At 40.9% G+C, this 13944-nt stretch carries 16 protein-coding genes and 1 riboswitch; of the genes, 13 read left to right on the forward strand and 3 right to left on the reverse strand.

Annotated features, from left to right (window positions below; all coding sequences use genetic code 11):
• The first annotated feature begins 20 nt into the window (after positions 1–20).
• The 11 genes from nrdF (at position 21) to ACY8DT_RS08745 (ending at position 9976) form a co-directional block, all read left to right on the forward strand.
• Entirely contained in the window at positions 21–989 is a 969-nt protein-coding gene (gene nrdF, locus ACY8DT_RS08695; protein WP_462419916.1) for a class 1b ribonucleoside-diphosphate reductase subunit beta, read from the forward strand.
• A gap of 154 nt (positions 990–1143) precedes the next feature.
• Positions 1144–1272: riboswitch (FMN riboswitch) on the forward strand.
• 122 nt (positions 1273–1394) lie between these two features.
• Positions 1395–2432: a bifunctional diaminohydroxyphosphoribosylaminopyrimidine deaminase/5-amino-6-(5-phosphoribosylamino)uracil reductase RibD gene (gene ribD, locus ACY8DT_RS08700; protein ID WP_462419917.1), complete on the forward strand. Its 1038-nt coding sequence runs from the start codon at positions 1395–1397 to the stop codon at positions 2430–2432.
• A complete protein-coding gene (locus tag ACY8DT_RS08705; RefSeq protein ID WP_462419918.1) occupies positions 2433–3071 on the forward strand; it encodes a riboflavin synthase in 639 nt (212 codons plus the stop codon).
• Positions 3064–4251, forward strand: coding sequence for a 3,4-dihydroxy-2-butanone-4-phosphate synthase (ribB, locus tag ACY8DT_RS08710; RefSeq protein WP_462419919.1), 1188 nt, complete (start codon positions 3064–3066; stop codon positions 4249–4251). The genes ACY8DT_RS08705 and ribB overlap by 8 nt, the downstream gene beginning before the upstream one ends.
• Positions 4248–4715 (forward strand): 6,7-dimethyl-8-ribityllumazine synthase, encoded by a 468-nt coding sequence (ribH, locus tag ACY8DT_RS08715; RefSeq protein WP_462419920.1) that lies wholly within the window; start codon positions 4248–4250, stop codon positions 4713–4715. Before ribB ends, ribH begins: the two co-directional genes overlap by 4 nt.
• A gap of 67 nt (positions 4716–4782) precedes the next feature.
• The gene (locus ACY8DT_RS08720) at positions 4783–5157 is read left to right on the forward strand and encodes a FixH family protein (RefSeq protein WP_462419921.1); all 375 of its coding nucleotides are present in this window, start codon (positions 4783–4785) and stop codon (positions 5155–5157) included.
• Between the two features lie 76 nt (positions 5158–5233).
• Entirely contained in the window at positions 5234–5917 is a 684-nt protein-coding gene (locus ACY8DT_RS08725) for an SDR family NAD(P)-dependent oxidoreductase (RefSeq protein ID WP_462419922.1), read from the forward strand.
• A 128-nt stretch (positions 5918–6045) separates the two neighbouring features.
• Complete coding sequence (locus ACY8DT_RS08730; RefSeq protein ID WP_462419923.1) at positions 6046–7014, forward strand: ABC transporter permease; 969 nt, start codon at positions 6046–6048, stop codon at positions 7012–7014.
• Positions 7007–7966: an iron chelate uptake ABC transporter family permease subunit gene (locus ACY8DT_RS08735; RefSeq protein WP_462419924.1), complete on the forward strand. Its 960-nt coding sequence runs from the start codon at positions 7007–7009 to the stop codon at positions 7964–7966. Before ACY8DT_RS08730 ends, ACY8DT_RS08735 begins: the two co-directional genes overlap by 8 nt.
• Positions 7963–8772 carry an iron ABC transporter ATP-binding protein gene (locus tag ACY8DT_RS08740; protein WP_462419925.1) on the forward strand — a complete coding sequence of 270 codons (810 nt, stop codon included), beginning with the start codon at positions 7963–7965 and terminating at the stop codon, positions 8770–8772. Before ACY8DT_RS08735 ends, ACY8DT_RS08740 begins: the two co-directional genes overlap by 4 nt.
• A 106-nt stretch (positions 8773–8878) precedes the next feature.
• Positions 8879–9976: a siderophore ABC transporter substrate-binding protein gene (locus tag ACY8DT_RS08745; RefSeq protein WP_462419926.1), complete on the forward strand. Its 1098-nt coding sequence runs from the start codon at positions 8879–8881 to the stop codon at positions 9974–9976.
• Between the two features lie 213 nt (positions 9977–10189).
• Here the strand turns inward: ACY8DT_RS08745 and murB are convergent, their stop codons facing one another.
• Positions 10190–11128 carry a UDP-N-acetylmuramate dehydrogenase gene (gene murB / locus ACY8DT_RS08750; RefSeq protein ID WP_462419927.1) on the reverse strand — a complete coding sequence of 313 codons (939 nt, stop codon included), beginning with the start codon at positions 11126–11128 and terminating at the stop codon, positions 10190–10192.
• A 172-nt stretch (positions 11129–11300) separates the two neighbouring features.
• On the opposite strand from murB, the gene ACY8DT_RS08755 reads away from it, so the two are divergent.
• Complete coding sequence (locus tag ACY8DT_RS08755; RefSeq protein ID WP_462422249.1) at positions 11301–12182, forward strand: EMYY motif lipoprotein; 882 nt, start codon at positions 11301–11303, stop codon at positions 12180–12182.
• Positions 12183–12192: 10 nt separating this feature from the next.
• On the opposite strand, the gene ACY8DT_RS08760 is transcribed toward ACY8DT_RS08755, so the two are convergent.
• Positions 12193–12432 carry a hypothetical protein gene (locus ACY8DT_RS08760; protein ID WP_462419928.1) on the reverse strand — a complete coding sequence of 80 codons (240 nt, stop codon included), beginning with the start codon at positions 12430–12432 and terminating at the stop codon, positions 12193–12195.
• A gap of 104 nt (positions 12433–12536) precedes the next feature.
• Here ACY8DT_RS08760 and ytxJ point away from each other — a divergent pair, with 104 nt between their 5' ends.
• Positions 12537–12857 carry a bacillithiol system redox-active protein YtxJ gene (gene ytxJ, locus ACY8DT_RS08765; protein ID WP_462419929.1) on the forward strand — a complete coding sequence of 107 codons (321 nt, stop codon included), beginning with the start codon at positions 12537–12539 and terminating at the stop codon, positions 12855–12857.
• A 28-nt stretch (positions 12858–12885) separates the two neighbouring features.
• Here ytxJ and ACY8DT_RS08770 read toward each other — a convergent pair whose 3' ends face one another.
• Entirely contained in the window at positions 12886–13929 is a 1044-nt protein-coding gene (locus tag ACY8DT_RS08770) for a GGDEF domain-containing protein (RefSeq protein WP_462419930.1), read from the reverse strand.
• Between the last annotated feature and the right edge of the window lie 15 nt (positions 13930–13944).

A 13944-nucleotide genomic window follows, 5' to 3' on the forward strand; every position in this document is an offset into this window, starting at 1 on the left:
TAGATAAAGGAGTCTTATAAATGATAGCAGTTAACTGGAATAAAGAAGATGACATGACCAATGTATTCTGGCGCCAGAACATCTCACAGATGTGGGTGGAAACGGAATTCAAAGTATCAAAAGACTTGAGTTCATGGTCAGGCATGTCTGATAACGAGAAAGACACTTTTAAAAAGGTATTGGCAGGACTTACAGGTTTGGACACACACCAGGCAGATGACGGCATGCCGCTCATCATGCTGCATACGGAAGACCTGCGTAAAAAAGCAGTTTATTCATTCATGGGAATGATGGAGCAGGTGCATGCGAAATCATACTCCCATATCTTCTCAACACTGATCTCATCAAAAGAAACAGATGAGCTGCTTGATGTCTGGGTATTGAATAACAAACATCTGAAATATAAGGCAGATAAGATTGTGAGCCGTTATCACAAGCTGTTCAACAAGGACGCATCGTTATACGATCAGTACATGGCACGCGTTGCATCAGTATTCCTGGAATCATTCCTGTTCTATTCAGGTTTTTATTATCCATTGTATCTGGCCGGCCAGGGACGTATGACGACAAGCGGAGAGATCATCCGTAAAATCTTACTGGATGAATCCATTCACGGCGTGTTTACAGGTCTTGATGCGCAGGCGCTCAAGCCGCAGCTGACCCAGGAAGAGCAGGAACGTGCAGATAAAGATATGTATGAACTTCTTGAGGAGCTCTATGCAAACGAAGAGGAATATACGAGAGAACTTTATGACAAGATCGGACTGACTGAAGATGTGATGAACTATGTGACGTACAATGCGAACAAGGCGCTTGCGAACCTCGGGTTTGAACCTTACTATGAAGAAAAAGGATTCAACCCAATCATCGAAAACGCACTGGATACGTCAACGAAAAACCATGACTTCTTCAGTGTCAAAGGTGACGGCTATGTACTTGCATTGAATGTTGAACCTTTACAGGACGAAGACTTCGTTTTTGAAAATTGATTACTTTTGAAAGGCCGGGCAACCGGCCTTTTTTTATTGTTTAATATAGTAATATATGAATGCACTCATTAAAATGATTTTGTACATTCAACATGATTTGATTGACAATCATTATGATTGATATATGATTAAATTAGAGTTTTTCAACTGAATACAATTCTTTCGGGGCAGGGTGTAATTCCCAACCGGCGGTTAAAGCCCGCGACCTGTACGCTTCCTGCGTATGGCTGATCCAGTGGAAATCTGGAGCCGACAGTTAGAGTCTGGATGGGAGAGAGAATGTTGCAAGCGTATATGATACGTTTATTTTGTGCTGATTACATACAGCACATTATTCAGCATACAAATTTTTAAGCGCCGATGAATATTTTTTCATCGGTGCTTTTTTTGTTCAGGAGGGAAAACTTGAATATTTATATGGAAAAAGCAATTGCCGCAGCGAGTATTGCAGGCGGCCAGACAGAAAAAAATCCCACAGTAGGTGCAGTTATCGTCAAAGACGGTGTGGTAATCGGAATGGGCAGCCACCTTTTAATGGGGACTGACCATGCTGAGGTGCAGGCAATAAAGTCATGCATCGATGACCCTGCCGGTGCTGATATTTATGTGACTTTGGAACCTTGTTCACATCACGGTAAAACACCACCATGCACAACTGCGATCATCAATGCAGGTATAAAAAGAGTGTTCTATGCCGTCAGGGATAAAAATCCAAAAGTGACGGGACATTCAGTACTGGAAAAAAATGGTGTGACAGCCATTCATACGCCTCATGAAAAAGCTGAAAAAATATATGAAAGATTTTTCAATCATCTGTCTGCCGGAAGACCGAATGTCACTTTGAAAAGTGCAGTCAGTCTGGATGGCAAGCTCGCCATGGACGACGGCACAAGCAAGTGGATTACGAATTCCGAATCCCGGCGTGATGTTCATCACTTAAGGCATGACCACGATGCGATTCTTATCGGCGGCGGTACTCTGCTGAGCGATAATCCCCGGCTCACTGCAAGAATAGAAGGCGGCGGAAATCATCCGAGACCGGTCATACTGTCAGGCAGCGGAAAGCTGAAAGAAGGGCTTGAAATTGAAGAACATCCTAAAAAGCCTGTCGTATTTACGAATAACAGTGAAAATGAAAAATTCAATCATCAATATCATATTGAATACGGTCGGTTTTCCAATGCTGAAATACTGGAAATACTTTACCGGGATTATGATATCAGCAGCGTTTTGGTCGAAGGCGGTGCCAAAACGAATACTGCTTTCATCAAAGAAAAATTATACGATCAAATAATCATATATATTGCCCCGAAATTATTTGGTAAGTCAAAACATGAATTGTTTCAAACTTCATTTTCAACGATGGATGAAATCATTCATTTAAAACTTACAGACGTCGAAAAACTCCAGTCAGATTTAAAATTGACATACAGGAGGAATTAGATGTTTACAGGATTGATTGAACAAAAAGGTAAAGTGATTAAAGTGAACGGTACGATAGATGATACGGAACTGGAAATAAACAGCGATGGTTTCGATGATTTGAAAGAAGGCGACTCGATGGCTGTAAACGGTGTATGCTTGACCGTTTACGATATCGATGGGCATTCATTCAAGGTCACGATGATCAACGAAACTAAACGGATTACAAGCCTCAAAGATATCAGTGCCAATGACGAAGTGAATTTAGAGCGGGCATTGAAATTATCAGACCGGCTCGGCGGCCATCTTGTCAGCGGTCACGTCGATGCGACAGGGACGATCACCGATATATTAAACGACGGCAACGCAGTCGTCATGAAGATAAAGTGCCCGTCCCGTCTGATGAAATATATGGCGGATAAAGGGTCCGTAACGATTGACGGCACCAGTCTGACTTTATTTGAAGTGGATCATGAAGAAGAAACAATCACTTTGAACTTAATTCCAGAAACGATGGAACGCACCATTTTAGGCAGCAGAAAAATGCAGGATACTGTAAATATAGAGGCGGATCAGGTGATCAAACATATCGAGCATCTTCTGCAGCACGGCAATCTGGATATTAAAAAATTAAGTAAAGCAGGTGTTCTGGATGTTTGATTCTATTAATGAAGCGCTGGCATCACTTAAGAATGGTGAACTGATCATCGTGGTCGATGACGAGAATAGAGAAAATGAAGGTGATCTGGTCGGTATCGCAGAATATTTAAAGCCGGAAGCCATAAACTTCATGGCGACATACGGCCGGGGCCTGATATGCACGCCGATGGATGAAAGTATTGCACGCAAATTGGAACTGCCTCCGATGGCTGATGAGAACAGCGATCCACATTCCACTGCTTTCACAGTTTCTGTCGATCATCATACGACCACAACAGGCATCAGCGCATTTGAGCGTTTTGACACAATAATGGCGTTGATTGATGGGAATTCGAAACCTTCACATTTCAACATGCCGGGGCATATTTTCCCGCTGGTTGCAAAGCCGGGCGGTGTCATTGAGCGTATGGGTCATACGGAAGCATCGGTGGACTTGAGTAAACTGGCCGGTGCAAAACCCGTAGGTGTCATCTGTGAAATCATGAATGATGACGGGACTATGGCCAGAGTGGATGATTTAAACATTTATAAAAGGAAGCATCAGCTGAAGATGATAACGATAGAAGACTTGAAAAAATATATACTGAAAGATCAAAGAGTGGAACTGGATAGTGAAGTCAATCTTCCTACAGCATTCGGCATATTTAAAATGCACGGTTTCAAAGACAGGCTGACCGGTGAAGAACATGTTGCACTTGTCCACGGTGACATCAGGCAAAACATGAATGTAAGAATCCATTCTGAATGTCTGACCGGCGATGTCTTTCACAGTGAACGCTGTGACTGCGGTGAGCAGTTGGAAAAGGCGATGAAAATCATCAGTGAAGAAGACGGCATCATTTTATATATGCGCCAGGAAGGCAGAGGCATCGGCCTTTTGAATAAATTGAAAGCATATGAACTGATAGAGCAGGGTTTTGACACGGTTACTGCAAATGAACATCTGGGCTTCAATGCAGATTTAAGAACGTATGATGCTGCGGGCGGCATGCTGAAAATACTGGGCCTGAATGAAGTGACGCTGCTCAGCAACAACCCAAAAAAGGCGGCGGGGCTTGCTGATGACGGTATTCAGGTGAACAGGCGCAGCCACATAGTCGAAGCGAACATATACAATGATGATTATTTAAAAACTAAAAAAGAAAAACTGGGACATCAGTTACAGGAGGATATGAGATGAATACAATTCAAACAACGATGACAGGTGCAGGTCTGAAAATAGGGATAGTGGCAGGCAGGTTCAATGATTTCATTACAAACCAGCTTGTGAGCGGGGCGGAAGCCACATTACTCAGCCATCAGGTCAAAAGTGATGATATAGATCTTGTTTATGTTCCCGGAGCATTTGAAATACCGCTTGTGGCGAAAAGAATGGCGGAATCGGGTAAATATGATGCAATCGTGGCTCTCGGCTGTGTCATCCGCGGCAGTACGACACATTATGATTATGTCTGCAACCAGTCGGCAAAAGGGATACTTGAAGCGGGCCTGTCGACGGATGTACCGGTAATATTCGGTGTTGTCACGACAGAGAATATTGAGCAGGCGATTGAGCGTGCCGGAACAAAGATGGGCAATAAAGGTGTAGATTCAGCCAACTCTGCAATCGAGATGGCCAATTTAATGAATGAATTAAAGTCATAAAATGTATAAAAATCAATATTATCTAACTTTAAAGTAATGTTATAGTATTGTGGAGAGGAGTTATGAGATGAAGATTAAAACTTTATTGCTGGCGGTTCTGGCCAGTGTATTTTTAGCTGCATGCGGCAACGGAGAAAGTGAAGAGATGAGAACATTGGATGTTGAATTGTTCACACCTGACCATATCATGGCTGGTGATACTGCAGAGATGACGGCACATGTCACATCGAATGATGAAGATGTCACAGATGCAGATCATGTCATGTTTGAAATCCAGGATGAAAATGAAGAGACGATAGAGGAAATAACTGCTGAACATTCAGAGAACGGAGAGTATGTCGTCGAGTTCACTTTTGATGAAGCAGGCACATACACAGTAATTTCCCATGTGGATGCATTCTCATTGCACACAATGCCGAGTGCAGAGGTTATTGTAGAGTAACTGAAAAGCATATTTATCCGTGTAAATGAATGTACATTTGGGTATACTATTGTTACCACGGTAACAGGAGGTTAACATGAGACTGGAAGATAAAACTTATATAGTGGCTAATGCGACATCACCTCTTGGCTCTGATTTATCCAAGCATTTGGCAAGTTTCGGCGCAAACTTGATACTTACAAGTTTGAACCATGTCGAACTGGATGATTTATTGGAAGAGATAAAAAAAGAATCTACAGGGCAGCACAGTGCTGTGCTGCTGCAGCAGTCGAAAGAGATTGACTGGCTGAATGTACTTTCAGAAATAGAAAAGGATTTTGACAGCCTTAACGGTATCATCCTGGTGCATACCATTCATACGGAGAGTAAATCAATCTATGACTTAGGTTTCGAGGAATTCAGTGAAGTGGTGAATGAACATGTATGGGGAACATATCTCGGTACGAGAGTGTTACGCCCTTTATTGAAAGATGAGAGTGACGCCAAAATCATCAATGTGATCGAGCCGGCTTTTGAAGAAATATATGAACGCAACTTATATTATACAGTGACCGGCGCTATAGAAGCATTGACACATTCGACAGCTATTGAGCTGAGCAAAGAAGATGTGGATGTGTACGCACTGAGTTACAGACCATCGTTCAAAGAGTCGATGGAAGAGTCGCTGGAGAGATCGAATCCCCAGGCGATCGACACTGTGATGGATATATTATCGGGCAGTGACGCACAGCCCACAGGAGAAACAATCATCATAAATTAAAAGACTACCTTTTATACAGGTAGTTTTTTATTCTTATAATTGATCCTTCCGCTTGAAAAACGGCATATAGGGTGTATAATAATAATTACGCCAGTAATGATAATCATTATCAGTTAAGGATGGTGGAAATGGCAAAAAAATTATTTCGTCTTGATATACTGATTATCATACTTATAGTCTTATCTATAATTTCTATGTTTGTAGGAGTAATTCCACTATCTATAAATGAGATATTTAGTTTATCAGAACAGCAGAAAAACATATTGGCATCCAGTCGATTTCCAAGGACGATTTCGATCATCATTGCCGGAGCTTCGCTTGCAGTCAGCGGTCTGATCATGCAGCAGCTCACAAGAAACAAATTTGTATCTCCAACCACTGCAGGAACGATGGACTGGGCGCAGCTTGGTATTCTAATCGGTATCATATCATTCCCCGCCATTAACTTATTCGGCAGACTGGCATTTGCTTTAATACTGTCCTTGCTGGGTACGATGCTGTTTATGCAGATTATCACCCGGATTAAACTTAAAGATGTAATCTTCGTTCCGCTGATCGGCTTGATGCTTGGCGGTGTTGTTTCAAGTATCGCGACATTCATCGCACTCAGGACGAATACACTGCAAATCATCACAGGTTGGATGCATGGCAGTTTTTCAACAGTTATATCAGGAAGATATGAGATTTTATACATAAGTATTCCACTGCTCATCATTGCGATATTATTTGCAAATCAATTTACGGTTGCAGGTATGGGCGAAGATTTCTCCAAAAACCTTGGTATGAACTATACAAGAATTTTGTATACGGGATTATTCATCACCGCGGCAATCACAGCACTTGTTGTCGTAACTGTCGGTATGCTGCCATTTCTCGGTTTGATCATACCCAATATCGTCTCAATGTTCAGGGGAGACCATCTCCAAAAGACGATATACTTAACCGCGGTTCTAGGTGCGATTTTTGTAATGATCTGTGATATTTTAGGCAGAATCCTCATCTATCCATATGAAATCTCAGTCGGTTTGATGATTGCCATATTTGGCAGCTCTATCTTCTTGTGGATGATATTCAGGAGGGTCAGGGCAGATGCTTAAAGATCAAAAGAACAGACTCATTTTAGGTCTGTCAATCGCAACAATTCTAGTAGTCGTTTTTTATATGTTCTACCAAATTGATTTTGATATTATATTTTATCAATTACCGTCAAGAGGCAGGCGGATTCTTGCAATAGTTATTGTCGGGGTTGCAATTGCGGTTTCGACAGTGATTTTCCAGACTATTGTCAAGAACAGAATTTTAACACCGTCAATAATGGGTCTTGATTCGGTTTATGTATTCATACAGACATCGATCGTATTTATCGCAGGCGTGAGTTCTCCATTGTTGCTGAACTCACACTTCAACTACTTTCTCAGTCTTGGACTGCTGACGTTGTTTACGCTTTTCGTTTTCAAGTATTTATTTAAATTGACGAAAAGCAACGTGTTCATACTTCTGCTGATCGGTATCATATTAGGCACCTTTTTCGGAAACCTGTCAACGTTCATGCAGCAGCTGATCAGCCCGGATGACTTTCTGGTATTGCAGAATACACTGTTTGCATCATTTAATGTTGTCAATGAAGAATTGATGCTGCTGACAGCAGTAATTCTCATCATTATGCTGATCATCGTCCTGAAGGATTTTCACTCTCTGGACGTGTTGGCACTCGGCAGGGACGGCGCGATAAATCTTGGTGTAAATTACGATAAGAAAGTTTCACAGCTGCTCGTCATTGTGGCGATACTTGTGTCGGTTTCCACAGCACTTGTCGGCCCTATAATGTTTCTTGGTCTGCTGGTCGTGAATATCGCACACGAACTATTCAAAACATATAAACATATATATCTGATCATCGGAACATCGTTGATCAGTATCATAGCTTTAGTTGTAGGACAGATGATAGTACAGTTCGTTTTCCAGAACAGTGTAGAAATCAGTGTTATAATTAACTTGGTTGGTGGCGTTTACTTTATTTATTTAATGCTTAGGAGGGGACGCGAATGATTAGCGTCAAAGGAATCACAAAGTTGTATGGTGACAAAAAAGTGGTTGACGATGTATCGTTATCGATAGCTAAAGGCAAAATCACTTCTTTGATCGGCCCGAACGGAGCAGGAAAAAGTACTGTGTTATCAATGATTACGAGATTACTGGACAATGACAGTGGTGAAGTACTGCTGGAAGGCGACAATATATTCACTCAGCCCAATACGGATTTGGCTAAAAAGATATCCATCTTGAAACAGTCGAATCATCTTGAATTGAAAATTACTGTTCGTGAGCTGATAGCATTCGGACGTTATCCATATTCAAAAGGCCGTCTGACAAAAGAAGATAATGCTCTGATCGATGAAGCAGTCAACTATATGGAACTGGAACAATTCGAAGACCGGTATATAGATGAGCTTTCAGGCGGACAGAGACAGCGTGCCTATATTGCAATGACAATTGCACAGGATACAGAGTATATATTTCTGGATGAGCCGCTCAACAACCTTGATATGAAGCATTCAGTACAGATTATGCAGATATTGAGAAGGCTTGTGCGCGAAAGAAACAAAACAATTATCATCGTTATTCATGATATCAACTTTGCGTCATGTTATTCAGATAATATTGTTGCGCTTAAAGATGGCGAAGTTGCAATCAGCGGCACTAAGAACGAAGTGATCAAAAAAGATATTCTGGAAGAAATTTACGAAATGGAAATAAACATCGAATGTATCATGGGTCATCAGATCTGTATTTATTTTGATGAACATGCCGATGCTACAGTGGATGACTTTGTTAAAGAGCAGGCGCAGATATAGATTCTGTTTCGTACTTTAAGGAGGTGATGGACTAATATCGGATGTAATATAGTAGTATTTTTTAGTGGGGGCTAAAAATCACTATTATTTGGAAAGAGGTAAAGGAATGAAATTAAGAAATTTATACTTAATGTTAACATTTGCACTTGTTTTAGTATTGGCAGCGTGTGGTAATTCAGATGGCGGAGAGGACAGTGATTCTTCCGAAGAATCTACTGCAGGTGCTGAGGAATCAGCAGAAGAAGGTTCAGAAGAAACTGTAAGCTTTGAAAACACATTTGAAGTATCACCAGGAGACGGTGGAGACCGTGGTGCAGAAGGCGAAGAAGTGAGTGAGACAATCGAAGTACCAAAAAATCCGGAAAAAGTAGCTATTTTTGACTTGGGTGTCGTATCTACATTCCAGGCACTGGGTGTAGAAGAGAACATAGCAGGCCTGCCTAAAGGTGAAGGCAATGGATCTTTATCTGATACTTTGTCAGAATTTGAATCTGATGAATATGCAAACCTTGGTGGATTGAAAGATCCGGACTTCGAAGAGATCGCAAGAATACAGCCTGATGTCATTATGATCCACGGCCGCCAGGCAACAGAAAACAACTTGGCAGAGTTTGAAAGAGTCGCACCTGATGCTGACGTTTTATTCGTAGCTGCTGATAATGAATCATATTTTGATGATATCAAAGAAATGACAAACCTTATTGGTGAGTTATACGGTGAAGAAGAAGCGGCAGACACTTTAGTTGAAGATATGGATAACAGAATAGAAGAAGTGAGCAGTAAAGTAGCTGAGATTGAAGATAATTCTATGCTGTTTATCCAGACTAATGGTGAAAGCTCAGTATCTTTCCATGGTACAGGTGGAAGATTCGGTTACCTTTATGACACATTCGGTTTTAGTTCAGCCGATGAATTTGATGATGCAAGTGACAGCCACGGCTCACAAGTAAACTATGAGTTCATAGCAAATGCTGATCCGGCCCTGATGTTTGTAATGGACAGAGGTGCAGTAGCCGGCGGTGGAGAAGCGACACCGGTTGATACATTGATCAACTCGACTACAGAATCAGCAACAGCTGTACAGAATGAGAATATATTCTCACTTGACCCGCAGGTTTGGTACTTGAATGCCGGCGGTTATGAAACGGGAATGATTCAAATTGATGAAGTCGAAGAAGCTGTAGACAGTCTTTCTGAACAATAAATAAAGAAGGATCCGTATATACGGATCCTTTTTTGTATGCGTAAATACAATGCTGCTCACCTGTGATGATTTTCGAAGGCAAGTGAGCAGGGTTCCGGCTTTGCTGCTCACCTGTGGTGATTTTAGGAGCCAAGTGAGCAGGAGTGTCATTTCAAATGCTCATTTACTCGAAGACGAAAAAAAAGACACCTCAACCGGTGCCTCTAAAAATGCTTATTTATATTTTTCGACTCTCTTATAAACGGGTTCCCCTATAACCCTCACTTCGGTATCCAGTTCGATGCCGTAGTTTTCCTGAACTGTATTTTGGACGAAGTTGATAAGGTCTTCGTAATCACCGGCTGTGCCGTTGTCGACATTGACCATGAATCCTGCATGTTTTTTGGATACTTCGACCCCGCCGATACGATGGCCCTGAAGACCGCTGTCCTGGATCAGTTTTCCTGCAAAATTTCCGGGTGGTCTTTGGAAAACACTGCCGCAGGAAGGGTATTCAAGAGGTTGCTTGCTTTCCCGGCGATCAGTCAGATCATCCATTATGTCATTGATATCTTCAATTTTGGCAGGTGTCATCTTAAATTTCGCTTCTAAAATGACATAGTCATTTTCCTGGATTATACTCCGTCTGTAAGTGAGTTCCAGCTCCTCATTCGACAGAGTGAGCAGTTCGCCATGCTCTGTTGCAACTGTGGCTTCGAGCAGACAATCCTTCACTTCACCACCGTATGCACCGGCATTCATATAGACGGCGCCACCGACGCTGCCGGGGATGCCGCACGCAAATTCCAGACCGCTGACTGAATTGTCACGTGCGAACCTTGAGACATCGATAATTGCTCTGCCGCTTCCGACGGTGATTACATCATCCTGGATGCTCAAGTGTGTCAGATCAAGAAGGTTTAAAACGACTCCTCTGATACCGCCGTCCCTGATTATGATATTGGAGCCGTTGCCGAGGTAGGTGACAGGAACATGATTTTCGCTGCAGTACTTCAAAACTTTACATGCATCATCGAAGTCGCCTACAGTGACATAGAAATCTGCCGGCCCTCCTGTTTCGGTATAAGTGTATTTTTTTAAAGGTTCATTAATTTTTATAGTTGAGTTATTTAACTGCATTCTCAAGTCTTGCTCGATCAGCTTCTTGTCCACAATTACAAATCCTTTCGAATTATGCTATTAATCATTATAAATCAATATTCCCCATTTTGGAACTGAGACTCATGAAATTTGTATACAAACAGTGAATATGATATATTTTTACTATAATTTTGCTTTACCGTTCTATATAAATAAGGATGTGACTCATGTGAAAGTGAAACAAATGGTCACCTTTAATTTATTGCTTATTTTTATATTAATATTAAATGGATGTGGCGATCGGTTGGCTGAAGAAACTGAAGAGTATCAGCAACAGATGGATGAAATTTATGCTGTAAATGACGAATTGACCAATCACCTGGATAATATAAATAGTGATAAAATACAAAATCATATTTCCGATCTGGATAATGATTTTGAAAGTGAAGAATTGGAAGATATGATTTCTGAACTTGAAGGTGAAATATTACCGCTTGCGGAATCATTGAATACAAAAGTGAATGAAGTAGAAGTGAGCAATGAAGATATACAAGAACATCATAATACTTTTGTGGAAAGTGCTCAGGTGAAATATGATTTTGCAGAGCAGTTGAGTGATTACTTGACTACTTATCAGAGTTCGATTCAGGCAAGTGAACGGCTGATTGCTCTCAGCCAGTCATTTATGGACAATCAAAAAGAGAGAGATGACATTATAGAAAATGCTTCAGATGAGGCGGTCGTGGAAGAAATTGATCAGCTGATCGATCAGCTGAACTCAAACAGTGAAGAACTTGATGAAGCATCCAAAATTCTCGAAGGTGATGAATCCATACAGAGTAAGCAGGTGCAGATTGATGAAGTGCTGCTGCCTATGCTTGATGAACATGTGGATTCACTCAACCAGATAAATTTGTCCACACAGAAGGCCAACAGGGTGCGTACTGTCAGTCTTGAAATGTATTACGGTTATATTTCCTATTATGAGGAAAGAAAGAACACGATGCTTTATAATGAAAAACTGCAAAATATCCAGCTGCAGAATATATTATCTCTGCAGGAGAGCTATCAGGGGCTGGATGAAGATTATACAAATCAATTGGAAGAGTTGGAGAGTGGTGATTGATATGACCACTCTATATTTTTTTCTTTCCTTTGACCTGAGTTTCATGCAAGCTGTGATTCGGGTCATTTTCAATTTTACTGATGAATACGTTGCGGAATATGAGTGTTACAACCCATAATGCAAATACGCCGAGTAACAGGTAGGATACTGTCGCATTATTATTGAAGTCTAAAAAGAATAGGATGACGACAACAAATAATGCCAGGTTTACTGTATCGAGTATGTTCCAGCGTTTAATAGGCTTGTTCATAATACTACACCTCCAATTCGGAAAATTTAATGTGCAAAATATCCCATTTGCTATATAATTGAATTAATGATAGATTATACTAAGTTTAATAAGAAGGTGATGAAATGTTAACTAAAATAACAAATATTGATTCATTTGATAAACTGTTAGATTCAAAAGAATTTTTCTTCTTTCTTAAACATTCAAATACCTGTCCAATTTCTGCAGGAGCTTTTGAAGAATTTCAAAAATTCCATTATGAAAGAGATATCGATGGATACTATTTAATTGTACAAGACCACAGAGAACTATCCAACTATATTAGTGAAAAATACGATATTAAACATGAATCCCCACAAGCTTTTTACTTTGATGACAGTGAAGTAAAGTGGCATGATTCCCATGACAGAATATCATTGACAAATCTTGCTTCAGTTGAAGATTGATGATAAACCCAAACATTGCGTTTGGGTTTTATTTGATTACTGGTGAAAACATTACCTGGTTCTGTCCCATCTTCTTTGCAGCGTGCAGCATGTTATCCGCATCTTTGAACAGCTGTCTTCTCGTCGTATCCGGAGTTTTAAAACCGATACCTACAGAAACGGTCAATTTGATGACTTCATTCTCACCAACATGGAAATTGGTGTTCTCGACTGCGTTGCGTATCGCCTCGGCAAGACGGACCGTCTTATCGAAAGAGATATCCGGGATGATCATGGAGAATTCTTCACCGCTGTTCCTATAGATGGAACCGCCGGTCGGTACATAATTTTTAAGGAGTCCCGTAATCTGTTTAATTACAGCATCACCTGCAGTGTAGTCGTGCAGATCGTTGATTACTTTGAAGTGATCGATATCAATCAGCAGCATGCTTATTGTTTCTGCTTTATTGTTAAGCCGGTTGACTTCATTATCCAGTGCTTTAATATTGCCCAGCTGTGTTAGATGGTCGACATAATCCTCGGTATTCAGACGTTTGAGAACTTTTACCATTGAATTCATATCCTGATACATGGTACTTGCCGTGACCATCACAGCTGAGCTCATCGCACTGATGATAATAAACTGCATCAACCCGAGAGGCTCGATGAAGACATGTATGCCTGCCAAAAAGAGCAGTGTGAATATCAGGTTTAACCATGTGATGATATTGGTGTTCATCGACTTGAAAAATGGTACGCTGAAAATAACTATCATATACAATCCGGCAAAAATTGCGGTTTCAATCAGGCTGTGACCGGTCATAAAGTAGTGGGCGGCCCCCACTATGATCAAGCTTGCAATCTTATTATATATTTTACTCTGTATCAGCAGCATCGGGACAAAAAACAGACTGAAGCTGTAGCCCATGTAATCAATCGGTACAAATAAAAGAAGGACGGCTAAAGTAGTCATCAACGTCACTTGGAACATCGGTGAAGATAACTTTGCTGAGTCCTCCGTATATTGGATGCGATGGAAGAGATAGATGCCGCTGATGGTCAATGAAATATTCAACACAAAATCTATTAGCATGTCATCACTCTCCCA

The organism is Salinicoccus sp. Marseille-QA3875 (assembly GCF_054950095.1).